Genomic DNA, 24,985 nt, shown 5'->3' with positions numbered 1-24,985 from the left:
TCTCCCTCAGCCGATCATCATCAGGCTGGCATTGCCGCCGGCGGCGGTGGTGTTGATCGAGGTGGATACTTCCTCGACCAGCCAGCGTGGATCGCAGGTGTCGAGCGTCAGCACCGGCACGATCGCCCCCGGCCATGCCGCAACTTCGCCCAGCACGGCAAGCACTCCTGACGCGTCGCCCTCCACCAGCACGGCGGCGACCGGGTGCTGCCCACGCGGCTGCACCCGCGCGGCGACCAGCGGGGGAAGGCCGGGCAGATCGGGCAGCAGCATCGTATCCTCGACCAGCGCGGTGCAGCCGGCCGCGAGCACGGCGGCAAGCTGGCGGCACAGCCCTGCGCGCGTCATCGGCCGCAGCAGGACATGCCCGCGCGGATGCAGCGCATAGAGATTGCGCTCGCCCACCGGCCCCGCCAGCTCGACCTGCCAGCCGTGGGGCGATGCCGCCGCGCAGCGCCGCGCCTGCTCGGCGCCTTCGGCATTGCCCTGCCTCGCCAGCCATTCGACAAAGGCGGCCAGCGCCGGATCGGGCGCGGCATCGCCCACCGGCAGCGGCAGCGGCGCGTCATGCGCCAGCCGGCCGAGATAAAGCGGCCCGCCCGCCTTGGGTCCGGTGCCCGAAAGCCCCCGCCCCCCGAACGGCTGCACACCCACCACCGCGCCGATGACATTGCGGTTGACATAGACATTGCCCACCGCGACCCGGCTGGTGACATGCGCGATCGTCGCGTCGAGGCGGGTGTGCAGGCCGAACGTCAGGCCATAGCCGGTGGCGTTGATATCGGCGATCAGCGCGTCGAGCGCCTCGCGGCGCCAGCGTATGACGTGGAGCACCGGGCCGAACACCTCGCGCGTCAGCTCGGCCATGCCGGCGATCTCGATGATCGTGGGGGCAACGAACGTGCCGTGCACGGCCTCGGGCGGCAGCGCCAGTTGCTCCACCGGGCACCCGGCGGCGCGCATCGCGGCGATATGCGCCTCGATACTGGCCTGCGCCTCGGCGGTGATCACCGGGCCGATATCGACCGCCAGCCGCACGGGATTGCCCACGCGCAGCTCGGCCAGCGCGCCCTTCAGCATCGCCAGCGTGCGATCGGCGATGTCTTCCTGCAGGCACAGCACGCGCAGCGCCGAGCAGCGCTGCCCGGCGCTGTCGAACGCGGAGGCGAGGACATCGGCCACCACCTGCTCGGCCAGCGCCGAGGAATCGACGATCATCGCGTTCTGCCCGCCGGTCTCGGCGATCAGCGGGATCGGCCGGCCTTCGGGCGAAAGCCGCGCCGCCAGTTGCCGCTGGATCATCCGCGCCACTTCGGTGGAGCCGGTGAACATCACGCCCGCGGTCACCTCCGCGCCGACCAGCGCCGCACCGATCGCGCCATCGCCGGGCAGCAATTGCAGCGCGTGTTCGGGTACGCCCGCTTCGTGCAGCAGCCGCACGCCCTCGGCGGCGATCAGCGGGGTCTCCTCGGCGGGCTTGGCCAGCACCGCGTTGCCGGCGGCCAGCGCGGCGGCGACTTGCCCGGTGAAGATCGCCAGCGGGAAGTTCCATGGGCTGATGCAGACCACCGGGCCCAGCGGCGCGGCCCCGCCCAGGGTGGCGCGCGCCTGCGCGGCGTAATAGCGCAGGAAATCGATCGCCTCGCGCACTTCGGCAATGGCGTTGGCCGCCGATTTGCCCGCCTCGCGGATGATGAGGCCCATCAGCAGCGGCATACGCGCCTGCATCGCATCGGCGGCGGCCTCCAGCATCGCCGCGCGCGTCGCCACGGGCACATCGCGCCAGGGGCTCGCCGCCGCGCGCGCCACCGCCGCGCGCGCATCGGCCGGAGAGACTTCGAACACCGTGCCCACCCGATCGTGGTGATTGGCCGGGTTGCGCAAGTCGCGCGCGGTGCCGGCAAAGCCGGTCGGCCGCGCCTGCCACGCCATGCCCGCGCTTTCGACCAGCGCCGCGCCCAGCCCGGCCAGCGCGCTCTCGTCGGAAAGGTCGATGCCGGCCGAGTTGCGCCGGTCGGGATAGAGCGCCGCTGGCGCCGCGATCCGGTCATGCGGCGCGCCGGGCCGGGCCATGGCGCGCACCACCTCCACCGGATCGGCGATCAGATCCTCGACCGGGACCGCCGCGTCGCCGATGCGGTTGACGAACGAGGAATTCGCCCCGTTCTCCAGCAGCCGGCGCACCAGATAGGCCAGCAGCGTCTCGTGCGTGCCCACCGGCGCATAAACGCGGCACGGCCGGTTCAGCTTGGCCGGATCGACCACTTCCTCGTAAAGCGGCTCACCCATGCCGTGCAGGCACTGAAACTCGTAGTCGCCCACCGCGAAGCCGGGCCCGGCCATCGCCAGCACGCTCGCCAGCGTCTGCGCGTTGTGCGTGGCGAATTGCGGGAACACCGCGTCGCGCGCGCGCAGCAGCTTGCGCGCGCAAGCCACATAGGCGACATCGGTGTGGACCTTGCGGGTATAGACCGGATAGCCGGCCAGCCCGTCGACTTGCGCGCGCTTGATCTCGGCATCCCAGTACGCGCCCTTGACCAGCCGCACCATGATGCGCCGCGCCGCCCGCCGGGCCAGATCGACCAGCCAGTCGATCACCATCGGGCAGCGCTTGCCGTAAGCCTGCACCACGAAGCCAAGCCCGTCCCAGCCGCTCAGCTCGGGATCGAGCGCCAGGCTTTCGAGCAGGTCGAGCGAGAGATCGAGCCGGTCGGCCTCCTCAGCATCAATGTTGAAGCCGATGTCGTATCGCTTGGCGAGCAGCGCCAGCATTTTCACTTGCGGCAGCAGTTCGGCCATCACCCGCTCGGCCTGCGCGCGTGCATAGCGCGGATGCAGCGCCGAAAGCTTGATCGAGATGCCCGGCCCTTGGTAGATCCCGCGCCCGGCGCTGGCCTTGCCGATGGCGTGGATCGCGCTTTCGTAATCCGCGTAATAGCGCGCCGCGTCAGCCATGGTCGTGGCCGCCTCGCCCAGCATGTCGTAGCTGTAGCGAAAGCCCCTGGCTTCCCGCTCCTGCGCCCGCTTCAGCGCTTCGGCGATCGTCTCGCCAGTGACGAACTGCTCGCCCATCAGGCGCATCGCCACTTCCACGCCGCCCCGGATCACCGGCTCGCCCGCGCGCTGGACCAGCCGGGTCAGCGCCGCCCCCAGCCCCCGGTCATCCACGCTGTTCACCAGCTTGCGCGTCACCACCAGCCCCCAGGTAGCGGCGTTGACGAACAGCGAGCGGCCGCCGCCCAGATGCGCCTGCCAGTCGCCCCCGGCGATCTTGTCGCGGATCAGCGCATCGCGCGTGCCATCGTCGGGAATGCGCAGCAACGCTTCGGCCAGGCACATCAGCGCGACGCCTTCCTGCGTCGACAGCGAATATTCCTGCACCAGCGCTTCGACCCCGGTGTGCTGCGCCTTGCCGCGTAGCGCCAGGATCAGCCCGCGCGCCGTCTCGCGCGCTTGCGCGCGGAGCGCGGCGGGCAGGCTGGCGGCAGCGAGCAGCGGCGCGAGGCATTCGGCCTCGTCGCGGCGGCAGGCGGCGGTGATCGCGCGGCGCAAGGGCGTGGGCTCGCGCAGGGCGGGCGCGAAGGCGGCGAAGGGCGTGGAATGTGGCATCCCGCCAATATAGGGCATCACCGCGCGGCAATCCGCCTGTCTTGCCGTTCCTGGCAGGCCGGATTACCCTATTTCATGGGCAACCAAAGGTCACATCGGTGAAAAATCCGCCTTCCGAAGTCCAGCTGGACGAATTCGACCGCAAGATCCTGCGCGAATTGCGCGAGGATGGGCGCATGGCGGTCACGCGGCTGGCCGAGCGGGTCGGCCTGTCGAAAACCCCGTGCCAGATGCGGCTCAGGCGGCTGATCGACAGCGGCGTGATCCGGGGCTTTCGCGCCGTGGTCGATCCCGCGCGGCTGGGCCTCGATCACATCGCCTATGCCGAAGTGAAGCTGTCCGACACGCGCGAGGCGGCGCTGCACGCCTTCAACCAGGCGGTGCGACGCATTCCCGAAGTGGAGGAATGCCACATGATCGCCAGCAGCTTCGACTATCTGCTCAAGGTCCGCACCGCCGATATCCGCCGCTACCGCGTGGTGCTGGGCGAGGCGATCTCCAACCTGCCGCATGTGGCCAGCACCTCCACTTTCGTGGCGATGGAAACGATCAAGGATCTGGGCGGCGGGTGAGCCACGGCCGGATGAGGACCGCGCGCTCCCCCTCGGGCGAGCGCCGCGACCGCATCAATGCGCCGCCACCCATTCGTCGAGACGGTCGATATGCGCGGCGATCACTTCGGGCGGCAGGAACGACCCGGCGAAGCTGTTGCGCGCCAGCGTCGCCAGCTCCGCCTTGCCCAGCCCGCGCGCCCTGGCCACCGCGCGGTAGTTATCGGCGATATAGCCGCCGAAATAGGCCGGATCGTCGGAATTGACCGTGGCCCGCAGGCCCCTGGCCAGCATCGTGTCGATCGGGTGATGCGCCAGGTCGTCCACCACGCAGAGCTTGAGATTGGACAGCGGGCAGACCGTCAGCGTCATGCCCTCGCGCGCCAGCCGATCGACTAGCGCGGCGTCTTCCAGCGCGCGGTTGCCATGGTCGATCCGCTCGACATGCAGCAGGTCGAGCGCTTCGCGGACATATGCGGGTGGCCCTTCCTCGCCGGCATGGGCGGTCAGGCGCAGGCCCTTCGCGGCGGCGGCGGCATAGACCCGGGCGAACTTTGCGGGCGGGTGGCCGACTTCGGAAGAATCGAGGCCGACGGCGGCGATCCGGTCCAGCCAGGGCTCGGCCTCGGCCAGCGTGGCGAAGGCGGCCTCCTCGCTCAGATGGCGCAGGAACGAGAGGATCAGGCGGCTGGACAGGCCATGGCGCGCCTCGGCCTCGGCCATGGCCGAAAGCAGCCCCTCGATCACTTCGGCAAAGGCGATGCCGCGATCGGTGTGCGTCTGCGGATCGAACATGATCTCGGCATGGACCACCCCGTCCGCCGCCGCGCGATCGAAATAGGCGAGCGCGAGGTCGTGGAAATCCTGCCGTTTCAGCAGCACGGCGGCGCCGGCATAGTAGATGTCGAGGAAATCCTGCAGGTTGCCGAAAGCATAGGCGGCGCGCACTTCCTCCACCGAGGCGTAAGGGATCGTCACCCGGTTGCGCCGGGCCAGCGCGAACATCAGCTCGGGCTCAAGACTGCCTTCGATGTGCAGGTGCAGCTCTGCCTTGGGCAGGCCAGTGATGAAGCTGTCAAGGTCGGTCATACCATCACATCCCGTTTGCCGGGCACCCGCTCATGAGTCCCGCGCCCAGGCGCATTGCCCCATGATGTAAGTGCGCGCCACCGCGCGATCATCCCCCAGGATCTGCAATGCGAACAGGCGCTCGGCAAGCCCGGCGCCTTGCGTGCGGCGCGCCAGCAGCGGCGTGGCGGCGCTGTCCAGCACGACGAAATCGGCCTCCTGCCCCGGTTCCAGCGCGCCCACCCGCTCACCGATGTGGAGCAGCGCGGCGCTGCCCGCCGTCGCCAGGTAAAGCGCGCGGAACGGATCGAGCCGGTCCTCGCGCGCCAGCGCCGCCTGATAGGCAAGGCCGGCGGTGTGCAGCAGCGAGAACGAGGTGCCCGCGCCGATATCGGTGCCCAGGCCCAGGCGCAGCCGGTGCCGGTCCGCCTGCCCGAAATGGAAGCAGCCCGAGCCGAGGAACAGGTTCGAGCTGGGGCATACCGCGATGCCCGCGCCGCTTTCGTGCAGGCGCGCGCAGGCCCGGTCCGACAAGTGGATGCCATGCGCGAAGACCGATCGCTTGCCGACCAGGCCGAAGCGATCGTAAGCATCGAGGTAGTCGATCGCCTGGGTGAAGCGCGCCGCCACCGCCTCGCATTCGCGCAGGTTCTCGGCCAGGTGGGTGTGCATCAGCACGTCGGGATGCTCGGCCAGCAGCGCGCCGGCATCGGCCAGCTGCGCGTCGGTGGAGGTGAGCGCGAAACGCGGCGTCACCGCATAGCCCAGCCGTCCGCGCCCGCGCCAGCGGCGGATCAGCGCCTCGCTCTGCGCCCGGCCCGATGCCAGCGTATCGCGCAGGCCCTCGGGCCCCAGGTCCATCAGCACCTTGCCCGAAACGATGCGCATGTCACGCGCCAGCGCCGCCTCGAACAGCACGTCGACCGAATGCTCGTGCACCGTGGGATAGACCAGCGCGCTGGTCGTGCCGTTGCGCAGCAGCTCGTCGAGGAAGGCGGCGGCGACAGCGGCGGCGTAGGCCGGATCGGCAAAGGCCTTTTCCGCCGGGAAGATGTGGCGATCGAGCCAGTCGAGCAATTGCTCCCCGTGCGAGGCGATCTTGTCCATCTGCGGATAGTGGACATGGGCATCGACGAAGCCCGGCACGATCAGTCCCGGCAGCGCTTCCACCGGAACCGCGGCGTAGCGCTCCGCCAGATCGGCATAAGCCCCGCGCGCGATGACCACGCCGTCCTCCACCACGATGAGCCCGTCGGGCTCGTGCCGCACCGCATCGGGATCGTCGCGCGGATCGCGCGCCACCGACAGCAGCTCGCCGCGAAAGGCGCGAATGGTGATGTCCCTGGTCATGCCGCGTCCAGCGCCAGCAATTGCGCAAGCGTGGAGATCGCGATGACATCGGGCTCCTTGCCGCGCACGCCGGCGATGCCGATCGGCGAGGTCAGCCGCGCGAGCCTGTCGGGCGCGATGCCGTCGCGCGCCAGCCGCGAGCGGAAGCGCGCGCCCTTGGTGGCCGATCCGATCAGGCCGACGAAGGCCACCGGATCGCGCCGCAGCGCCGCCAGCGTCAGGTGATAATCCAGCCCATGGTCATGCGTCAGGATCAGGATCGCGGCATTGCCCGGCGCATCGGCGACGCATTGCTCGATATGCTCTTCATCCACCACCGTCACCCCGTCGATCGCTTCCTGCTCGGGCCGGGTATCGAACCAGGCGAGGTGCAGCGGCAACCCGCGCATGTGCCGCGCGATCGCCTGCCCGACATGGCCCGCGCCGAACAGATAGACCGGACGCGGCCGGCGGCCCACCGGCTCGGTGAACACCGCGCCCGCGCCGGGCCGCTCGCCCCGCGCGGAAACCACGCCCGGCGTCGCCTTTTCCAGCACTTCGCGCGCGATCCGATCCTCGCCCAGCCGCGTCACCAGCATCCAGCCGGGCTCGACATCGCGCAGCCAGCCGAGCGCCGAGGGATCGACCCGTTCCACCAGCAGCCGCACCCGCCCGCCGCAGCACTGGCCCAGCAGCGGTCCCAAGGGATAGTCCTGCACGCGCCAGGTGCCGGGCGGATGCGCCAGCAGGGCGCGCGCCTGCTCCACCGCGCGATATTCCAGCGCGCCGCCGCCGATCGTGCCTTCCTGCCCATCGGCCCGCACCAGCATCCGCGTGCCCGCGCCGCGCGGCGCCGATCCCTCGCTGGCCAGCACGCTGACCAGCGCCGCCGGCGCCTCGGCCGAGACCGAGCGCAGCCAACCGACCCATTGGGTCATGTCGCGCGATGCCCGGCGATGGCGCGCAGCACGTTCTCGGGCGTCGCCGGTGCATCGAGCGGGGGCAGCGCGCGCTTGTCCGGCACGGTGGCGGCGATCGCCCGGTTCAGCGCCGAGAACACCGAGATCGCCAGCATGAACGGCGGCTCGCCCACGGCTTTGGAACGGTTGATCGTCGGCTCCACGTTCTCGCCGTCCCACAGGCTGACGGTGAAGCGGGCCGGCCGGTCGGACGCGGTAGGGATCTTGTAGGTCGCGGGCGAATGGGTGAGCAGGCGGCCCTTGTCGTCGAACACCAGTTCCTCGGTGGTCAGCCAGCCCTGCCCCTGGATGAAGCCGCCCTCGATCTGGCCCAGGTCGATCACCGGATTGAGCGAACGGCCCACGTCATGCAGGATATCGACCGCCAGGACCTTGTGCTCGCCGGTCAGCGTGTCGATCGCCACTTCGGCCACCGCCGCGCCATAGGCGAAGTAGTAGAACGGCCGGCCGTGGTGCGCGTCGCGGTCATAGGCGATGTCGGGCGTGGCGTAGAACCCGGTCGAGGACAGCGAGACGCGGCCGATATGCGCCTTGCGGCAGAGCTGGCCGAACGTCAGCCGCTCGCCCCCCGCGATCACGCCTTCGGGAGTGAAGCGCACTTCCCCCTCGTCGCAGCCGAAAGTGCGGGCGGCGAAGGCGGTGAGCCGGTCGCGCACCGCCGTCGCCGCATTGTAGGCCGCCATGCCGTTGAGGTCCGCGCCCGAACTGGCGGCGGTGGCCGAGGTGTTGGGCACCTTGTCGGTGCGGGTGGCGGTGATGCGCACTTGCGTGACCGGCACGGCGAAGACATCGGCCACCACTTGCGCCACCTTGATATAGACGCCCTGCCCCATCTCGGTGCCGCCGTGGTTGATCTGGATCGAGCCGTCGGCATAGACCAGCACCAGCGCGCCGGCCTGGTTGAGGTGGGTGGTGGTGAAGCTGATGCCGAACTTCACCGGGGTGAGCGCGATCCCCTTCTTCAGCACCGGGCTTGCGGCGTTGAACGCCGCGACCGCGCGCCGCCGCGCGTCATAGTCCGAGGTCTGGCGCAGCCGGGCGATCATCTGCGGGGCGATATTGTCGGCCACGGTCATGCCGTATTGCGTCACGTCGCGGCCCGGACCGTAGAGATTGGCGATGCGCACATCGAGCGGATCGAGCCCCAGCCGCGCGGCGACGTCGTCCATGATCCGCTCGATCGCCAACATGCCTTGCGGCCCGCCGAAGCCGCGAAACGCGGTGGCCGAAACGGTGTTGGTGCGCAGCCGTTCGGACAGGATCTCGACATGCGGCAGGAAATAGCAGTTGTCGGCGTGGAACATCGCCCGGTCGCAGATCGCCGGCGACAGGTCCGCCGTCGCGCCGCAGCGCGTGGCGAGGTGGAGCGCCAGCGCGGCGATCCGCCCGGCATCGTCGAAACCGACATCGTAGCGCACTTCGAATTCGTGGCGCTTGCCGGTCATCACCATGTCGTCGTCGCGATCGCAGCGGAACTTGGCCGGGCGGCCGGTCTTTTCCACGACCAGCGCGGCGGCGGCGGCGAACAGCGCGGCCTGCGTCTCCTTGCCGCCGAACGCGCCGCCCATGCGGCGCACTTCCACGGTCACGTCCGAGGACGGCTTGCCGAGCATATGCGCGACGAGATGCTGCACTTCGCTGGGATGCTGGGTGGAACTGAGCAGGTGGATCTGCCCGTCCTCGCCCGGCGTCGCCACCGCGATCTGGCCTTCGAGGTAAAAGTGATCCTGCCCGCCCATCGCGAAAGCGCCCGATGTCCGGTGCGGCGCGCTTGCCAGCGCGCCGGCCGCATCGCCGCGCGCCATGCGCTGGGTCGGCTCGATCAGCGAATCGGCCGCGCGCGCCTGCTCGATCGTGACGAGCGCGGGCAGCGGCTCGTAAGCCACCTTGCCCAGCCGCGCCGCCATCCGCGCCGCGCGCTGGCTGGTCGCGGCGACGAGGAACACCGGCTGGCCCACGCTGATGACCACGCCATCGGCCAGAAGCTGGTCGTCATGCGCCACCGGACCGACGTTGTTCTCGCCGGGAATGTCGGCGGCGGTATAGACCGCGATCACCCCTTCGGCCGCCCGCACCGCCGCCAGATCCATCGCCACGATGCGCGCATGGGCTTCGGCGCTCTGGCCGAAGGCGAGGTGGAGCATGTCCGGTTCTTCCACCCCGTCATCGGCATAGCGCGCGGCGCCGGTGACGTGGAGGTGCGCGCTGTCGTGCGGGTGGGCGGGCTTGGCCAGCACTTTCCAGGCGGGATCGCGCTCAGCCATCGCGGCCGTCCAGTTCCAGCACGCTGACCCGTGTCCCTTGCGCGCGGTGCCACAACCGCAGCAGCAGGTTGGCCGCCGCTTCCAGCCGATAGCCGGCCGACCCGCGCACGTCGCTGAGCGGGGCGTAATCGCGCTTCAGCGCGGCGGCGGCCGCCTCGATCGTGGCCAGCGTTAACGGCTGGCCGACCAGCGCCGCCTCGCACGCCGGCGCGCGTCGGGGGGTTGCCGCCATGCCGCCGAAGGCGACGCGCGCGGCGGTGATCGTGCCGTCCGTCACGGTCAGCGCAAAGGCGCCGCAGACCGCGGAAATGTCGCTGTCGAACCGGCGCGAGAGCTTGGAGATATGCACCATGTCGTCGGAGCCCGGCCGGGGCACGAACAGGCTTTCGACGAATTCGCCCGGCCGCCGGTCCTGCTTGCCGTAATCAAGGAAATAGGCTTCCAGCGGCAGCGTGCGCCGCCCCGCGGCACCGCGAAGAGTCACTTGCGCGCCGAGCGCGATCAGCGCGGGCGGGCCGTCGCCGATCGGCGAGCCATTGGCGATATTGCCGCCCACGGTGCCGGCATTGCGCACTTGCAGCCCACCGATCCGCCGGACCAGTTCGCCCAGCTCGGGATGAAGCCGCGCGAAAGCGGCGTGCGCCTCGGCATAAGTGACGCCCGCGCCGATGGTGAGGCCCTCGGGCCCGTCCTCGATGGCACGCAGCTCGGCGATGTCGCCCAGGAAGATCAGCTTTTCGAGAACGCGCAGGCCCTTCGTGACCCACAGGCCGACATCGGTGGCGCCCGCCACCAGCCGCGCGTCGGGATGCTCGGCCAGCAGTTCGGCCAGTTCCCAGGCGGTGCGCGGGGCGAACCAGCACCGATCGCCGTATCGCCCCGAAGCGCTGCCGCCCGCCGCCAGCTCGCGCAGCACCGCAACCAGCGCCCCGTCATCGCGCGCCAACCCGCCGACCGCTTCGCCCGCTTCTAGAATCGGGCCATAGCCGGTACAGCGGCACAAGTTGCCGGCGATCACATCCGCTACCGGCAAGTCCGCGCCGCTCGCGCCGATCGCCCGGCCATAAAGCGACATCACGAAGCCCGGCGTGCAGAAGCCGCATTGCGAGCTGCCGTTCGCCGCCATGCAGGCCTGCAAGGGGTTGAGCGAATCCGCGCGCGAAAGGCTCTCCACCGTCAGCAGCGCCTTGCCGTGGAGCATCGGCAGGAACTGGATGCAGGCATTGACCGCGCGCCAGCGCACCGCCGCGCCCGCCGCGTCGAGATCGCCGACCAGCACGGTGCAGGCGCCGCAGTCCCCTTCGGCGCAGCCTTCCTTGGTGCCGGTGCGGCCCATGCGGTAGCGCAAGTGATCGAGCAGCGTGCCGGTGGGATCGACATCCGCGAGTTCGACCACCTCGCCATCGAGGACGAACCGCACGCTCATCGCGGCGTTCCCTGCGCGATCCAGTCTCCCAATTTCTGCCGTTCCTCCCTGGTCATGCCGGTGAGATTGCCGAGCGGCATGACCTCGGCATCGACCGCGACCTTCCTGATCCGTTCGGCCACCGCGCGGGCATGGTCGTAGCTGTCCAGATGCACGCCCAGCGGCGGCGCGGTGAAGGCGGGGTTGGTCGGATGATCGCTGTGGCAGGACACGCAATGCCTGGCGAAAATCGGCTGGACGTCGGCGAAGGCGAGCCGGGGCGCGCCCGGCGCGGGCCCGCCGCCGGTCCTTTCCAGCGACACATACGTCACGCTGACCAGCGCCAGCGCCGCCGCGACCGCCATCGCCGCGCCGGTCGGCCGGGCGCGATGGCGCAAGTTGAACACATGGCGCACCGCCACCCCGGTCAGCCCCAGCAACGCCAGCACCAGCCACGGGCGCTGCGCCCCGTAAGTCATCGGGTAATGATGGCTGATCATGATGAACAGCACCGGCAGCGTCATGTAATTGTTGTGCACCGAGCGCTGCTTGGCGGCATAGCCCAGCGCGGGATCGGGTTGCCGCCCGGCGACGAGATCGGCCACCACCTTGCGCTGGTTGGGGATGATGACGAAGAACACGTTGCCCACCATCGCCGTGCCGAGCATCGCGCCGATGTGCAGATAGGCCCCGCGCGCGGTGAACAGATCGTTGAGCCCGATCGCCATGCCGACGAGGAACGCGAACCAGACCGCGCCCAGCAGCAGCGGATGATTGGGCAGCGAGCGGCACAGCAGATCGTAGAAGATCCACCCGCCCGCCAACGCCATCAGCCCGAGCGCGATCGCCTCGGCCGGGCCGAGATCGGACTTGGCCGGATCGATCAGGAAGCTCTGCGCGCCGACGTAGTAGACCAGCACCAGCAGCGAAAAGCCGCTGAGCCAGGTGAAATAGGCTTCCCATTTGAACCAGTGCAGCTCGTCCGGCATGTGGCCGGGCGCGACCTGGAACTTCTCGTTGTGATAGAAGCCGCCGCCATGGACCGACCACAGCTCCCCCGAGGGCGTATCCGGCCCCGGCTCGCGCGCTGGCGGCTTCAGGTGGTTGTCCAGCCAGACGAAATAGAACGAAGAGCCGATCCAGGCGATGCCGGCGGTCAGGTGCAGCCAGCGCAGCGCAAGGTTGAGCCATTCGGAGAAGTCGAAATTCATCAGCTTCCCCGGTACGTCGAATAGGACCAGGGCGAGACGAGCAGCGGCACGTGATAATGCCCGCCGCCCTCGGCCATGCCGAACGCGATCGTCACCACGTCGAGGAACGGCGGATCGGGCAGCATCACGCCCGCCGCGCGAAAATAGTCCGCCACCATGAAACGCAAGGTATAGGCACCCGGCGCGAGCGGGCCGGGCACAAGATCGGGACAGCGCCCGTCGCTGTTGGTCATGCCGACCGCGATCTCGCCGTCGGGCCCGGCCAGCGCCAGCGCGAGGCCGGCGGCGGGCCGCCCGTGCATGGTATCGAGCACATGGGTCGAAAGCGTGTTCATGCCGCCTGATCCTCCAGGCGCAGGCGAACGATCTCGCCGATCTGTTCCAGCGCGGCAGCGACTTCCTCGTCGCGCCCGTTCGCGAGCCGACGTTCCATGGCGGCGAGAATACCAGCCTTGTCGGTGAGGCGCACGCAGATGATGAACGGAAAGCCGAACCGCTCGCGATAGGCCGCGTTGAGCGCGTGGAAGCGCGCGAATTCCTCGGGCGTCAGCCGGTCGAGCCCGGCGCTGGCCTGTTCGGCGGCGGAAGCCTCGGTCAGCGTCTTGTCGATCGCCGCCTTGCCCGCGAGTTCGGGATGCGCGCGGATCAACGCGAGCTGTTCCTCCGGGCTGGCTTCATGGAGCACGGCGATCAGGTCGGCGAGCCGGTCGCCCGAGGACGGACGCGCGTCGGCCCGCTCCTCCACCCAGGGGCTGTGTTCGAACAGCGCGGTCAATGGCTGCTCCCTTCGAGGCTGACATGGGCGGAGACGACTTTCCAGCCATCCGGGAATTTCACCCAGCTCTGGGTCTGGCGGCCGCGCCGGTCGACGTTGTCGCGGAAGAATTCGGCATCGGCAGTGGCGAAGGCCGGTCCATCGGGCGCGCCGTAGACGGTGATCGCCACTTTCCCCAGCCTACGCCGCGGCGATCCGCCGCGCCCCTTGCGGAATGCGCGGATCGCCTCGATGCCATAGAGCACTTCGCCCACGCCGAAGCGGTTGGTGGTCGGCGCATGATGGAACAGCGCGTCCATCGCCGGGATGTCGTCGGCCATCAGCGCGCGCTCGTATTCGCGAAAGGCGGCGGTCACTTCCGCAAGCAGCGTGGGATCGTCGATGACGATTTCGGACGTCATGCCGGATGCGCCTCCAGCCAATGGCGGGCGATGTCGATCCGGCGGGCGATCCAGGCATCGCCGCTGGCGAGGACATGATCGAGGAACCGCGCGACCGCGCGGGCGCGCGCCGGCCTGCCGGCGATGCGGCCATGAAGGCCCACCGACATCATCCGCCCGCCTTCCTCACGCAACTGGTCAAAAGTGTCGCGCAAGTAGCGGAAGAACTGCTCGCCCTCGGTAAAGCCGTTAAGCGCGACGATCTTCATGTCATTGGCATCGAGAGTGTAGGGCACGATCAGTTGCAGCTTGCCGTGCCTCCTGTCCCAATAGGGCAGGTCATCGGCGTAACTATCCGCATCGTAAAGGAATCCGCCCTCTTCGACGACGAGCCGCGCAGTGTTGGGCGAGGTGCGCCCCTGATACCACCCGAGCGGACGGCTGCCGGTCAGCCGGGTGTGCAGCGCCACGGCCTCGGCAATGTGGGCGCGTTCCACCTCTTCGGGCACATACTGGTAATCGATCCAGCGCAATCCGTGGCTGGCGATCTCCCAACCGGCCGCGAGCATCGCCGCGACCGCTTGCGGGTTCATCTCCATGGCCTTGGCTACGCCGAACACCGTCACCGGGACGCCGCGCGCGGTGAAAATACGATGCAGCCGCCAGAACCCGGCGCGGCTGCCGTATTCGTAGAGGCTTTCCATCGCCATCGCCCGATCGGGATGACTGCCCGCGCCGACCATCTCGGACAGGAACGCCTCGGAGCCCTTGTCGCCATTGAGCACCGAATTCTCCGCGCCCTCCTCGTAGTTCACCACGAACTGCACGGCGATGCGCGCTCCGCCCGGCCAGCGCGGATCGGGCGGATGCGCGCCGTAGCCGACAAGGTCGCGCGGCAGGCTCATGCCTCCCACGCCTCCAGCGCGGCCGGGACCGCCTCGCCCAGCGGCAGCGCGAACCCTTCGGCGCGCAGGCAGGCTTCCAGCGCGGCGAGCGTGAGCAGCACCTTGTGCTTCATGGCGTTGTAGCCCATCGCGCCGATCCGCCAGATCTGGCCTTGCAACGGGCCGAAGGCGGTGCCGATCTCGATCTCGAACTGGTCGCGCATCGCCTGGCGTACCGCCTCGCCATCGACGCCGCTCGGAATGTAGACGCCGGTGACATTGGTCATGCGGTGGGCATCGTCGCCGAACACGGTGAGGCCCATGGCGCGCAGGCCGGCGGTCATCGCCCGGCCGGCGCTGGCATGGCGGCCATAGCGCGCCGCCAGCCCCTCGCCGAGCGCGATGCGGGCGCATTCGCGCGCGGCATAGAGCATCGAGGTCGCCTCGGTATGGTGGTTCAGCCGCTTCTCGGACCAATAGTCCATGATCATCGCGAGATCGAAATAGTTGGAGCCGATGCGCGGCCCCGCCCCGTCGGCGATATCGTCGCGGCGGATGCCTTTCTCGACATGCCGGCGCTTGCCGATATGCGCGGCGGCGGCATCGGAAATGGTGATCGGCGCCGAGCCCGAAGGGCCGCCGAGGCATTTCTGCAGGCCGCCGGTGACGATGTCCGCGCCCCAGCGGTCGGCGGCGATCTCCATGCCGCCGATCGTCGCGGTGGCATCGACATAGAGCAGCGCGCCCGCCGCGTGGGCGAGGTCGCCCAGCCCTTCGAGCGGCTGCGCCATGGTGGTCGAGGTATCGCCGTGGATCGTCGCGACAAGGCGAGGCGAGGTCCGTTCGATGGCGGTGGCGATCGCCTCCATCGGCACGACCTCGCCCCAGTTCGCGTCGACCGTCTCGATGACGGCGCCGACGCGGGTGAGGATCTCGGTAAGCAAGAGGCCGAAGCGGCCGAAATTGACCACCAGCACGCGCTCGCCCGGCGCGACGAGGCTGACCAGCGCCGCCTCGATGCCGGCCCTTGCAGTGCCGTCGATCAGCATGGTCCATGGGTTGGCGGTGCCGAAGATCGGCCGGTACAGCGCCATCACCTGGTTCATGAACGCGGTCATCTCGGGATCGAACTGGCCCAGCAGGTCGGCCGACATCGCCCGCAGCACGCGCGGATGGGCGTTGATCGGGCCCGGCCCCATCAGGAGGCGCTGCGGCGGGTCGATCTCGCCGAACAGCAGGGGATCGAGTTCAGGCATCACGCGGCGGCTCCCAGACGTTCGATGAAGCCGAGCATGACCCTGAGCGCCACTTCGGCATCGGCGGGATCGACATGCTCGGCGGGATTGTGGCTCACCCCGCCCTTGCAGCGGATGAACAGCATGGCGGTGGGGCACAGCGCGGCCATCACCATGGCATCGTGCCCCGCGCCCGAGACGAGCCGGCGCACCGGCTGGCCGGCATCGGCGAGCGCATCGTCCATCAGGTCCATCAGCGCCGGATCGCAGGGGCTGGCGGGCAGATCGTGGATCAGCTCGGTCGCGAGTTCGAGGTCGCGCGCCTCGGCGATCTCGCGCAGGCGGTCAAGAATGGCGCGCGCCGCCCGGTCGCGGCGCGCCGCGTCGCCCGAGCGCACGTCGATGGTGAAGCGCACTTCGCCGGGAATGACATTGGCCGCGCCCGGCAGTGCCTCGATCCGGCCGACCGTGGCGACAAGATCGGAATTATCGCAGCGCGCCACCTGCTCGATCGCCAGCACCATCGCCGCCGCCCCGGCCAGCGCATCGCGGCGCAGGCGCATCGCGGTGGTTCCCGCGTGCCCGGCCATGCCGCGCACGGTGACTTCGTAGCGCAATTGCGCGGCGATGCCCGTGACCGTGCCCACCGCGAGGCCGTCCGCCTCCAGCACCGGCCCCTGCTCGATATGCGCTTCCAGATAGGCCATGGCCGATCCGGGCGCGCGCGCGGCATCCAGATAGGCGGCCACATCCACCCCGGCATCGGCCAGCGCCACCCCCTCGCCATCGGCCAGGTCGAGCGCGGCGGGATCGAGCGTGCCGGCGACCGCGCGGCTGGTCAGCATCGCGGCGGGAAAGCGCGATCCTTCCTCGTCGCCAAAGGCATAGACCTCGATCGGAAACGCCATACGCCGCCCGCGCGTGCGCAGGGCATCGACGCACTCGATCCCCAGCATCACGCCAAGCGGCCCGTCATAGCGGCCGGCATCGCGCACGCTGTCGATATGGCTGCCGATCAGCAGCGCGGGCGCATCGGCCACCTCGCCGGGATAACGGCCCACGAGATTGGCGGCGGGATCGCGCCGCACGGCCATTCCCGCCGCTTCCATCCAGCCGGCCAGCGCCTGCTGCGCCGCCGTGTAGGCCGGTGTCAGATAACCGCGATAGAGCCCGCCCGCCATGTCGCTGTAAGGCGCCACGCCCAGCGCATCGCAGCGCGCCACCGCGCGAGCGCCGCCGGGAGGGAGATCGTTCATTGCTCTCTCCCCTTGAGGGGAGAGATACGCAGGCTTGCTCGCTGGCGAGCTAGCCGGAGTTGAGAGGGGAGTGCGCGGCGCCCCCCTCTCCCCACCCTCTCGCCTGAAGGGGAGAGGGCTCGTCCCGGCGTGCGAGGTGACACGATCACCATGCCACCGCCGCGCCGTCGCTGCGCGGATCGGTGGCACCTTCGCAGTGGCCGTCGGCATGGCGCACCACCGCGCCGGCGTGGCCCATGGTCGCCGTCAAGGGCCCGACCCGCTCGACATCGTGCCCGGCCTCGGCAAGCCGCGCGTACAGCGCTTCGGCGAACCCGTCCTCCAGCTTGAGCGTGGTCGATTGCTCGCCCCAGGTGCGCCCCAGCAGCCAGCGCGGCGCGCTGATCGCCGCCTGCAAGTCCATGCCGAAACGGGCGTAGCGGCTGAACAGCGCGGCCTGCGTTTGCGGCTGGCCCTCGCCGCCCATCGTGCCATAGGCCATCACGCGCCCGTCAGCGAACCTGGCCAGCGCGGGGTTGAGCGTGTGGAACGGCTTGCGCCCCGGCTTCAGCGCATTCCAGCCGGCTTCGGCCAAGCGGAACGAACTGCCCCGGTTCTGCCAGGTGATGCCGGTGCGCGGCAGCACCAGCCCCGATCCGAACTCGAAATAGGTCGACTGGATCGCGCTGACCACCCGGCCCTCGCCATCGGCCGCGCCGAACCAGCAGGTATCGCCCCATTGCGGCGGCTGCGGCCAGGGCAGTGCCTTGGCCGGGTCGATCCGCGCGGCGATTTCGTCAAGCGCGGCGGCATCGTCCAGCAGGCGCTGGAAATCGAACCCGGTGTAGGCCGGATCGCCGACATGGACATCGCGCAGCAGGAACGCCTGCTTGGTCGCCTCGACCAGCCCGTGGACGTGTTCGAAACCCTCCGGCGCGTCGGCCGCCAGCCGGTCGAACAGCGCGAGGATCATCAGCGAGGCGAAGCCCTGCGTCGGCGGCGTGCTGTTGTAGAGTGTGGCCCCGGCGATCGCGGTGGAGAGCGGCGCGGGCCGCGTCGCCCGATGCGCCGCAAGGTCGGCCAGCGCCACCGGGCTGCCCAGCATTGCCAGATCGGCCGCGATGAGGGCGGCCAGATCGCCGCGATAGAAGCTGTCGAGGCCATCGGCCACAAGCTGGCGCAGCGTCGCGGCGAGCGCGGGCTGGCGCAGCATATCGCCTTGCGCCAGCGGCCTGCCATCGGGCTCGAAGATCGTGCCGTAAGCGCCGGGCTGGCCGCGCAATTCGCCGCCCTTGGCCGCCGCGATGCCGGCGCCGCCCGCCGTCACGGCCACGCCGTCCTCGCCATGCCGGATCGCATCGCGCAGCAGGCGTGCGAGCGGCAGCGCGCCGCCAGCGCTGGCCAGCGCCGCCGCCCAGCCCGAGATCGTGCCCGCCACGGTGTTCGCCGCCAGCGGCCCGCGCGTCGGCACGGCGTCGAGCCCGGCGTAGAGCGAAAGGTCGGCCTTCGCCGCCGCGCCGCCGCAACCGTGGATCGAATGGACCCGGCCATCGGGCTCGGCAATCACCCAGAAGCCGTCGCCGCCGATCGCGGTCATGTGCGGATAGACCACCGCCAGCGTCGCAGCGACCGCGACGGTCGCCTCCACGGCATTGCCGCCATCCGCCAGCACATCGCGGCCCGCCTTCGCCGCGAGGTGGTGCGGCGCCGTGACCATGCCCTTGCCGCCCGTGACGGTGCGCAGCGTCATCGGCTCAGTCCGGCAGCGCCGCGAGGAAGGCGCGCACGACATGCGCCGAATTGACCGAGGCGAGATGTTCGAACGTGTCCTCCATGTTCTTTTCCCGGTCGCCGCCGGCCAGATCGGACAGGCTGCGAAAGACGATCGCCGGCACCTGGTTGGCAAAGGCGACTTGCGCCACGGCGGCGCTTTCCATGTCCAGAACGCGCGCTTTCCATTGCGAATGCAAGTATTTGCGGAACCGGGCGTTGTCGGCGAAGACTCCCGCGCTCACCCCGGTGCCGCCGACCACCACCCTGGGATCGCGCGGCAGGCACAGTTCCGATCCGGGCAGCGCGGTGGCCGATGGCGGCACGCAGCGCGCCATGGCGATCGTCGGCGCGAGCTTGCGGGCCAGCGCCAGCAAGTCCGGGTCCATCGCGAATGTGTAGTGCCGGCCGGGCGGCGTGGCGGCATTGCCCACGCGCACGCCGCGCGGGAACATGAATTCCCAGTTGCCCGGCGCCCCGGGATCGACCGGCTCGGGCGGGAGCCAGCCCTTCCGGGTCTTGCGCGCGAAGGAGACTTCCAGATACTGCGCCCAGTCCTCGGCCACGATCACGTCGCCGATCGACAGGCCGGGATCGACCCCGCCGGCAATGCCCGAAAAGACGATGCGCTTGACGGTGAAGCGATCGAGCACGAGCTGCGTGTTCATCGCCGCGTTGACCATGGAAACGCCGCTCTGCATCAGCAGCACGGGTTTGCCCTCCAGCACGCCGGCGGTGTAGGTCATGCCGTTGATCCGGTATTCCCGTGGCTGCTGCACCGCGTGGGCCAGCGCGTTCCATTCGGGCTCGTACGCCGTCATCACCAGCGTGCGCGGCGTCGTATCGAGCCGTTCGGCATGGGCCCGGGCCGGCCCCGGCACGCAGGCCAGCGCCAGCACCGCCCAGAACAGCGCGCGCAAACGGCCCATCAGGCGGCCCCCATCCACACGAACCGGGCCACGAACAGCAGCGCCAGCACCAGCAGGAACCAGTCGCTTTTCCTGATCGTGCCGCGCACCAGCTTGAGCGCGGCATGGGCGGTGATGCCAAAGGCCAGGCCATTGGCGATCGAGAAGGTGAGCGGGATCATCGCCACGGTGAGGAAGGCGGGGATCGCCGAAAGCGGATCTTCCCATTCCACCTCGGTCAGCGGCAGCAGCATCAGCCCGCCCACGATGATCAGCGCGGGCGCGGTGGCGGCCAGCGGGATCACTTGCGCGTAAGGCGCCACGAACATCATCGCCAGGAACAGCAGCCCGGTGACGATCGCGGTCAGCCCGGTGCGCCCGCCCGCCTGCACGCCGGCCGCGCTTTCGACATAGCTGGTGACAGTGCTGGTGCCCGCCATCGAGCCGATAATGGTAGCGGTGGCATCGGTGATGAGGATGCGGTTGAGCGCGGGAATGCGTCCTTGCGCGTCCATCAGCCCGGCCCGCTTGGTGACGGCGACGAGGGTGCCGATATTGTCGAACAGATCGACGAAGAGGAAGACGAACAGGATTTCCAGCAGGCCCAGGCCATGGCTGCCGGTAAGGCCGAAGACGCCCGGCAGGTCCAGCTTGAAGGCGGTCCCGGTCAGCGCCGAAAGCTCATAGGGTTCGGGCTTGATCTGCACTTGCCCGGTCAGCCAGCCGACCAGCGTGGTCACGACGATGCCCACCAGCATCGCCCCGCGCACGTTCCACACGCTGAGCGCGCCGATCAGCGCCAGCCCGAACAGCGCCAGCGCCGCGCCCGGCGCCTTGAGATCGCCCAGCGCCACGAAGGTCGCCGGATTGGCCACGACGATGCCCGCGTCCTTGAAGCCGATGAAGCCGATGAACAGGCCGATCCCGCCCGCCACGGCCGCGAACAGGTAATGCGGGATCGAAGCGACGATAAGCTGGCGCACGCCGGTGAGCGTCAGGAACAGGAAAGCCACGCCAGAGATGAACACGCAGCCCAGCGCCACCGGCCAGGGCACGCCCATCTGCTGCACCACGGTGAAGCTGAAATAGGCGTTGAGCCCCATGCCCGGCGCCAGCGCCAGCGGCGTGTTGGCGACCAGCCCCATCATGATCGAGGCGAAAGCGGCGGCAAAGCACGTCGCCGCCGCCACCGATGCCACCGGCAGCCCGGCCGTGCCCAGGATCGCGGGATTGACCAGCACGATATAGGCCATCGTCAGGAACGTGGTCATGCCCGCCAGCACTTCGGTGCGCGCGGTGGTGCCGCGCGCGGTCAGCGAGAAATAGCGATCGAGCGCGCCCGAAGGCGGCGGCGGGGGCGATGGCGGCGGCGGCGGCGGGGCTCCGGTAGCATCCGCCCCCGGATCGATCGGTATTGCCTGTGTCTGCATCACGCTTGTGCCCCCTGTGTCGCCCCGAACGGCGTACTCGCCCCGATTACGCCCCGTTCCTCCAGCCCGGCGGCGAAGCGGAACAGCGCCGGCTCCCCATCCGGCCCGCCGATCAGCTGCAACCCCAGCGGCAATCGTCCCGGCCGGTGCAGCGGGACCGAAAGCGCCGGCAGGCCGGTGAAGCTGATCGGCTGGGTATGAATGCCAAGGTCCGCGCGGGCGGGCACCATCGCGCCGTCGATCAGAATGCGCGGATCGGCGATGGGCGGCGCGACGCAAGGGGTCGCCGGCGCCAGCAGCACGTCGAACTCGGCGACCAGCGCGGCGATGCGTTCGCGAAAGGCGCGGCGGAAGGCCTGCGCTTCCTGGTAAAGCGCATCGGGCAGCAGCGCACCCGCCAGCAGCCGGTCGCGCGTCGCCGGATCGAAGGCCATGGCATCGCGGGCCAGCGCGGCCCGGTGCAGCCGGCCGCCTTCATAAGCTGTGATGAGGAACGCGGCCGAGCGGGCGCGGGCGATATCGGGCAAATCCACCAGAGGCGCGCCGGGGGCGATGGCGTCGATCGCGGCGATCTGGTCGGGATCGGCATTCTCGCGGAAACGCCCGCCCAGCCGGCCGACGCGGAACGGCCCGGCCGCCGCCACCGTCCGGCCGGCGAGCACTTCCCAGCAGGCCTGCAAATCCGCGACCGAGCGCGCGAACGGCCCGACATCGTCGAAGCTTTCGGCGAAGGGGAACACGCCCCCCATCGGCAAGCCGCCATGCGTGGGCTTGAGGCCATAGACGCCGGTCAGGCTGGCGGGAACGCGCACCGATCCATTAGTGTCCGACCCCAGCGAGAGCGGCAACAGCCCGGCCGCCACCACCGCTGCCGAGCCGCCCGAGGAACCGCCGGCCAGCCGCGCGATATCGTGCGGGTTGCGCGTGGTGCCGTGCGTCGCGTTGATCGTCGCGAAGCCATAGGCGAACTCATCCATGTTGAGCGTGGCGACCAGCACCGCGCCCGCCGCGCGCAGCCGCGCGATCGCCTCGGCATCGTGGGCGGCGGGCGGCGCCTGCGCATGGATCGCCGATCCCGCCGTGGTCGGCAGGCCGGCGACATCGAACAGGTCCTTGACGCCGTAAGGCACGCCCGCCAGCGGGCCGGGATCGCGCCCGGCGGCGATCGCGGCATCAACCTGGGCGGCCTCTTGCCGGGCGCGATCGGCCAGCAGCCGCGTCACCGCCAGCAGCGGGCGATCGCCTTGCGCCAGCTCCGCCAGGCATTGCTCGATCGCGTGCGCGGCGCTGATCCGGCCGGTCCGCACCGCCGCCGCGATCTCCAGCGCGGACATCATGCGCCGTCCGCCTCCGGCGCGGCGCGCAGGCGCTCGGCATGGCGCGCCAGCAGGTCCAGATTGGCCGCCACCCCCGGCGCGCAGGCATCGGGGACCGCCAGCCCCTGCACCGCCGCAGCCGCCGCGATCGCCGCAGGGGTGCGCGGGATCGCGGCATCGGGCCCGGCCGGCGCGGCGGCGGCCTGCGCCAGATCGTATTGCCGGGCGAAACGCGCCGCCAGCCAGGCGCAGACGAACAGCTGGAGCTGGTGGAAGATCATCAGCGGCAGCACGATCATGCCCACTTGCGCCGGCGCGAACAGCGCGCCCGCCATCGGCACGCCCGAGACCAGGCTCTTCTTAGAACCGCAGAACAGCAGCACCACCGCATCCTCGCGCGACAGCCCGGCCAGCCGCGCCGCCGCGACGTTGACCGCCATGATCACCGCGAGGATCGCCGCGCTGAGCACCAGCAGCACGACAAGGTCCGACAGGTCCAGGATATGCCAGATGCCGTTCACCACCGCCGCGCTGAAGGCGGAATAGACCACCAGCAGGATCGAGCCGCGATCGACCGGCATCAGGATCTTCTTGTTGCGATCGACAAAGCCGCCGATCAGCGGGCGCAGGAAATGCCCCGCCAGGAACGGCAGCAGCAACTGCGTGACGATGCTTTGCACCGCCTGCCAGTCAGACCCGGCGCCGCCCTTGCCGGTCTGCAGGAACAGGCCCACCAGCAGCGGCGTCAGCAGGATGCCCAGCAGGTTGGACAGCGAGGCGCTGCACACCGCCGCCGCGACATTGCCGCGCGCCATCGCGGTAAACGCGATCGACGATTGCACGGTGGACGGCAGCAGCGTGAGGAACAGCAGCCCGGACACCAGCAGCGGATTGATCCAGCCCGCCGCCAGCCGCGCGGTCGCCAGGCCGGCGGCGGGAAACAGCAGGTAAGTCGATGCCAGCACCAGCCCATGCAGCCGCCAGTTGCCGATCCCCTGCACGATCGCCTGCCGCGAAAGCTTGGCGCCATGGAGGAAGAACAGCAGCGCGATCGCCAGATCGGCGAGAAGGCCGAACGCTTCCGCCGCGGCGCCGCGCACGGGCAGCAGCGACGCCGCCGCCACGACCGAGATCAGCCACAGCAGGAACGGGTCGACGGACGGGAGGAACGACGGGCGTCGCATGGGCCCAGTACCTGCCCGTTAATCCCCTACCGATCAAACGCAATCAACCGCACGGATCATTGCAAAAATGAGCGTACATCACGCAAAAGGGCCACTTGCCGCCGGCTGGCCGCCGCACGCGCCCGATTGAGGCGCTGGCGCTTTGCCCCTAAGGATCGGGACGGAACGGCTTTTTGGGGAGCAATGCGATGCGCGCGCTGACGTGGGAAGACTTCGCCGGGGGCAGCGGCCGCAGCTATCGCCTGCGGCTGGGCGAGGAGGCGTGCGAACTGCAACTCGCCAAGGCCGAGGAACTCGCCGGCGCGGGCCGCTCGGGCGGGTCGTTCCGGCTCGAATTCGTCGGGCCGCAACAGCCGATCCTGCCGCAAGCGATCTACGCGCTGGAGCGGGACGGCGAAAGCTTCGACATCTTCATCGTCCCCGTCGCCAGCGGGCCACGGGGGACCACCTACGAGGCGATCTTCAACTAGGCGGCGCCCCCCGGCGGCGAACCGATGGACCGTGCCTGAAGAGGCCGGCGGCAGTTGAACGCGCGGCCGATCCGGCCTAGATCATCCGAGCGGAGATCACGTTCCCGCCCCCCGCTCAGGGTATCAAGACCGGGACGGCCCGGCAGTTCTCGGGGAGGCTGCCGTGGCCTGGATCTATCTTGCGATTGCCGGTGTGCTGGAAGTCGTCTGGGCCTTCTACATGAAGCAGTCCCAGGGCTTCTCCCGGATTGTGCCGTCGGTCATCACGATCGTCGCGATGATCGCCAGCTTCGCGCTGCTGTCGATTGCCATGCGCTCGCTTCCGCTTGGCACGTCCTATACCATCTGGACCGGGATAGGGGCGGTTGGCGCGTTCCTGGCCGGCGTGATCGTGCTTGGCGAGCAGGCGAGCCCCCTGCGGATCGGCGCGGCCCTGCTGATCGTGAGCGGGCTGGCGCTCATGAAGCTGTCAAGTCCGGGCTAGCCGGCGCGGCGGTCCGCATCAGGTCGTGCACGCCGCGGTCCGCGATCATCGCGAAGCCCAGCCGCGCATAGAGCCGGCGGGCCGGATTGGTCTTTTCGACATGGATCGACACGGTCTGGCCCGCCGCGCCGGCCATGGCGATCACGTCCGCCAGGATCGCGCCGCCCAGCCCCGCCCCGCGATGGACCGGGAGCAGCGAGATATCGACGATGTGCAGGTTGCTCGCCCCCGGCAGCAGGTAGAGCCGCCCGATCGGCTCCCCCCGCGCCTCGATCACCAGCCACTCGGCATCGGTGTAATGCTGCGTGTAATGGCGATGCTGCGCTTCGTGCTGCTGCCTGAGGAACGCTTCGCGCATGGCTTCGGGCCAGCCGGTCCGCGCGACTTCCTCGCGCCGGGTGGAGGCATAGAGTTCGGCGATGAACGGCAAGTCTGCATCGGCCAGGGCGCGATAGGATATGCCGAAGCCGGCCGCGCTCGCGATCGGCGGCGGCATC

Annotated in this window: 22 protein-coding genes; 3 read left to right on the top strand and 19 right to left on the bottom strand. The window is 69.8% G+C overall.

The window, feature by feature from the left end:
• Positions 1-6: 6 nt before the first annotated feature.
• On the bottom strand, positions 7-3,609 hold the full coding sequence (putA, locus tag PYV00_RS06285; RefSeq protein WP_275227423.1) for a trifunctional transcriptional regulator/proline dehydrogenase/L-glutamate gamma-semialdehyde dehydrogenase: 3,603 nt from the start codon (positions 3,607-3,609) through the stop codon (positions 7-9).
• 98 nt (positions 3,610-3,707) lie between these two features.
• Between putA and PYV00_RS06280 the strand changes: the two genes are divergently transcribed.
• Positions 3,708-4,181 carry an Lrp/AsnC family transcriptional regulator gene (locus tag PYV00_RS06280; RefSeq protein ID WP_275227422.1) on the top strand — a complete coding sequence of 158 codons (474 nt, stop codon included), beginning with the start codon at positions 3,708-3,710 and terminating at the stop codon, positions 4,179-4,181.
• A gap of 54 nt (positions 4,182-4,235) precedes the next feature.
• Here the strand turns inward: PYV00_RS06280 and PYV00_RS06275 are convergent, their stop codons facing one another.
• The 17 genes from PYV00_RS06275 to PYV00_RS06195 form a co-directional block, all read right to left on the bottom strand.
• A complete protein-coding gene (locus PYV00_RS06275) occupies positions 4,236-5,249 on the bottom strand; it encodes an adenosine deaminase (protein ID WP_275227421.1) in 1,014 nt (337 codons plus the stop codon).
• 30 nt (positions 5,250-5,279) lie between these two features.
• Positions 5,280-6,578, bottom strand: a complete 1,299-nt coding sequence (gene guaD, locus PYV00_RS06270; protein ID WP_275227420.1) for a guanine deaminase — start codon at positions 6,576-6,578, stop codon at positions 5,280-5,282.
• Positions 6,575-7,495: a xanthine dehydrogenase accessory protein XdhC gene (gene xdhC / locus PYV00_RS06265; RefSeq protein ID WP_275227419.1), complete on the bottom strand. Its 921-nt coding sequence runs from the start codon at positions 7,493-7,495 to the stop codon at positions 6,575-6,577. Before xdhC ends, guaD begins: the two co-directional genes overlap by 4 nt.
• A complete protein-coding gene (xdhB, locus tag PYV00_RS06260) occupies positions 7,492-9,801 on the bottom strand; it encodes a xanthine dehydrogenase molybdopterin binding subunit (protein ID WP_275227418.1) in 2,310 nt (769 codons plus the stop codon). Before xdhB ends, xdhC begins: the two co-directional genes overlap by 4 nt.
• Positions 9,794-11,227 (bottom strand): xanthine dehydrogenase small subunit, encoded by a 1,434-nt coding sequence (xdhA, locus tag PYV00_RS06255; protein WP_275227417.1) that lies wholly within the window; start codon positions 11,225-11,227, stop codon positions 9,794-9,796. The genes xdhB and xdhA overlap by 8 nt, the downstream gene beginning before the upstream one ends.
• Entirely contained in the window at positions 11,224-12,417 is a 1,194-nt protein-coding gene (locus tag PYV00_RS06250; protein ID WP_275227416.1) for a urate hydroxylase PuuD, read from the bottom strand. The genes xdhA and PYV00_RS06250 overlap by 4 nt, the downstream gene beginning before the upstream one ends.
• A complete protein-coding gene (uraH, locus tag PYV00_RS06245) occupies positions 12,417-12,752 on the bottom strand; it encodes a hydroxyisourate hydrolase (RefSeq protein ID WP_275227415.1) in 336 nt (111 codons plus the stop codon). The genes PYV00_RS06250 and uraH overlap by 1 nt, the downstream gene beginning before the upstream one ends.
• Positions 12,749-13,192 (bottom strand): 2-oxo-4-hydroxy-4-carboxy-5-ureidoimidazoline decarboxylase, encoded by a 444-nt coding sequence (gene uraD, locus PYV00_RS06240; protein WP_275227414.1) that lies wholly within the window; start codon positions 13,190-13,192, stop codon positions 12,749-12,751. Before uraD ends, uraH begins: the two co-directional genes overlap by 4 nt.
• Positions 13,189-13,581, bottom strand: a complete 393-nt coding sequence (gene hpxZ, locus PYV00_RS06235; RefSeq protein WP_275227538.1) for an oxalurate catabolism protein HpxZ — start codon at positions 13,579-13,581, stop codon at positions 13,189-13,191. The genes uraD and hpxZ overlap by 4 nt, the downstream gene beginning before the upstream one ends.
• 8 nt (positions 13,582-13,589) lie before the next feature.
• A complete protein-coding gene (gene puuE / locus PYV00_RS06230; protein WP_275227413.1) occupies positions 13,590-14,477 on the bottom strand; it encodes an allantoinase PuuE in 888 nt (295 codons plus the stop codon).
• The gene (locus PYV00_RS06225; protein ID WP_275227412.1) at positions 14,474-15,712 is read right to left on the bottom strand and encodes a pyridoxal-phosphate-dependent aminotransferase family protein; all 1,239 of its coding nucleotides are present in this window, start codon (positions 15,710-15,712) and stop codon (positions 14,474-14,476) included. Before PYV00_RS06225 ends, puuE begins: the two co-directional genes overlap by 4 nt.
• Positions 15,712-16,947 (bottom strand): allantoate amidohydrolase, encoded by a 1,236-nt coding sequence (locus PYV00_RS06220; RefSeq protein WP_275227411.1) that lies wholly within the window; start codon positions 16,945-16,947, stop codon positions 15,712-15,714. The genes PYV00_RS06225 and PYV00_RS06220 overlap by 1 nt, the downstream gene beginning before the upstream one ends.
• A 145-nt stretch (positions 16,948-17,092) precedes the next feature.
• A complete protein-coding gene (locus PYV00_RS06215) occupies positions 17,093-18,676 on the bottom strand; it encodes a gamma-glutamyltransferase family protein (protein WP_275227410.1) in 1,584 nt (527 codons plus the stop codon).
• Between the two features lie 4 nt (positions 18,677-18,680).
• Positions 18,681-19,625 (bottom strand): 5'-methylthioadenosine/S-adenosylhomocysteine nucleosidase, encoded by a 945-nt coding sequence (locus tag PYV00_RS06210; protein ID WP_275227409.1) that lies wholly within the window; start codon positions 19,623-19,625, stop codon positions 18,681-18,683.
• Positions 19,625-21,034, bottom strand: coding sequence for an NCS2 family permease (locus PYV00_RS06205; protein ID WP_275227408.1), 1,410 nt, complete (start codon positions 21,032-21,034; stop codon positions 19,625-19,627). Before PYV00_RS06205 ends, PYV00_RS06210 begins: the two co-directional genes overlap by 1 nt.
• Positions 21,034-22,371 (bottom strand): AtzE family amidohydrolase, encoded by a 1,338-nt coding sequence (locus PYV00_RS06200; protein WP_275227407.1) that lies wholly within the window; start codon positions 22,369-22,371, stop codon positions 21,034-21,036. Before PYV00_RS06200 ends, PYV00_RS06205 begins: the two co-directional genes overlap by 1 nt.
• Positions 22,368-23,534, bottom strand: coding sequence for a bile acid:sodium symporter family protein (locus tag PYV00_RS06195; RefSeq protein ID WP_275227406.1), 1,167 nt, complete (start codon positions 23,532-23,534; stop codon positions 22,368-22,370). Before PYV00_RS06195 ends, PYV00_RS06200 begins: the two co-directional genes overlap by 4 nt.
• Positions 23,535-23,722: 188 nt before the next feature.
• Between PYV00_RS06195 and PYV00_RS06190 the strand changes: the two genes are divergently transcribed.
• A complete protein-coding gene (locus PYV00_RS06190) occupies positions 23,723-24,004 on the top strand; it encodes a DUF6916 family protein (protein ID WP_275227405.1) in 282 nt (93 codons plus the stop codon).
• A gap of 163 nt (positions 24,005-24,167) precedes the next feature.
• Positions 24,168-24,488 (top strand): DMT family transporter, encoded by a 321-nt coding sequence (locus PYV00_RS06185; protein ID WP_275227404.1) that lies wholly within the window; start codon positions 24,168-24,170, stop codon positions 24,486-24,488.
• On the opposite strand, the gene PYV00_RS06180 is transcribed toward PYV00_RS06185, so the two are convergent.
• On the bottom strand, positions 24,463-24,984 hold the full coding sequence (locus PYV00_RS06180) for a GNAT family N-acetyltransferase (RefSeq protein ID WP_275227403.1): 522 nt from the start codon (positions 24,982-24,984) through the stop codon (positions 24,463-24,465). The genes PYV00_RS06185 and PYV00_RS06180 overlap by 26 nt on opposite strands.
• Between the last annotated feature and the right edge of the window lies 1 nt (position 24,985).

The sequence above is a fragment of the Novosphingobium album (ex Liu et al. 2023) genome, from assembly GCF_029076845.1.
In the GTDB taxonomy this organism is placed as follows: Bacteria; Pseudomonadota; Alphaproteobacteria; order Sphingomonadales; family Sphingomonadaceae; genus Novosphingobium.
The sequence above is the reverse complement of the archived record's forward strand: the minus strand, read 5'-3'. Positions and strand labels throughout refer to the sequence as shown.

Bases quoted from the DNA above. Each gene is read 5' to 3' on its own strand.
- uraH (WP_275227415.1), bottom strand. From the start codon at position 12,752: ATGAACACGCTTTCGACCCATGTGCTCGATACCATGCACGGGCGGCCC.
- PYV00_RS06200 (WP_275227407.1), bottom strand. From the start codon at position 22,371: ATGATGTCCGCGCTGGAGATCGCGGCGGCGGTGCGGACCGGCCGGATC.
- PYV00_RS06210 (WP_275227409.1), bottom strand. From the start codon at position 19,625: ATGGGCCGTTTGCGCGCGCTGTTCTGGGCGGTGCTGGCGCTGGCCTGC.
- PYV00_RS06205 (WP_275227408.1), bottom strand. From the start codon at position 21,034: ATGCAGACACAGGCAATACCGATCGATCCGGGGGCGGATGCTACCGGA.
- PYV00_RS06275 (WP_275227421.1), bottom strand. From the start codon at position 5,249: ATGACCGACCTTGACAGCTTCATCACTGGCCTGCCCAAGGCAGAGCTG.
- PYV00_RS06180 (WP_275227403.1), bottom strand. From the start codon at position 24,984: ATGCCGCCGCCGATCGCGAGCGCGGCCGGCTTCGGCATATCCTATCGC.
- PYV00_RS06215 (WP_275227410.1), bottom strand. From the start codon at position 18,676: ATGACGCTGCGCACCGTCACGGGCGGCAAGGGCATGGTCACGGCGCCG.
- PYV00_RS06250 (WP_275227416.1), bottom strand. From the start codon at position 12,417: ATGAATTTCGACTTCTCCGAATGGCTCAACCTTGCGCTGCGCTGGCTG.
- xdhB (WP_275227418.1), bottom strand. From the start codon at position 9,801: ATGGCTGAGCGCGATCCCGCCTGGAAAGTGCTGGCCAAGCCCGCCCAC.
- puuE (WP_275227413.1), bottom strand. From the start codon at position 14,477: ATGAGCCTGCCGCGCGACCTTGTCGGCTACGGCGCGCATCCGCCCGAT.
- PYV00_RS06190 (WP_275227405.1), top strand. From the start codon at position 23,723: ATGCGCGCGCTGACGTGGGAAGACTTCGCCGGGGGCAGCGGCCGCAGC.
- PYV00_RS06220 (WP_275227411.1), bottom strand. From the start codon at position 16,947: ATGAACGATCTCCCTCCCGGCGGCGCTCGCGCGGTGGCGCGCTGCGAT.
- PYV00_RS06225 (WP_275227412.1), bottom strand. From the start codon at position 15,712: ATGCCTGAACTCGATCCCCTGCTGTTCGGCGAGATCGACCCGCCGCAG.
- putA (WP_275227423.1), bottom strand. From the start codon at position 3,609: ATGCCACATTCCACGCCCTTCGCCGCCTTCGCGCCCGCCCTGCGCGAG.
- PYV00_RS06195 (WP_275227406.1), bottom strand. From the start codon at position 23,534: ATGCGACGCCCGTCGTTCCTCCCGTCCGTCGACCCGTTCCTGCTGTGG.
- xdhA (WP_275227417.1), bottom strand. From the start codon at position 11,227: ATGAGCGTGCGGTTCGTCCTCGATGGCGAGGTGGTCGAACTCGCGGAT.
- xdhC (WP_275227419.1), bottom strand. From the start codon at position 7,495: ATGACCCAATGGGTCGGTTGGCTGCGCTCGGTCTCGGCCGAGGCGCCG.
- guaD (WP_275227420.1), bottom strand. From the start codon at position 6,578: ATGACCAGGGACATCACCATTCGCGCCTTTCGCGGCGAGCTGCTGTCG.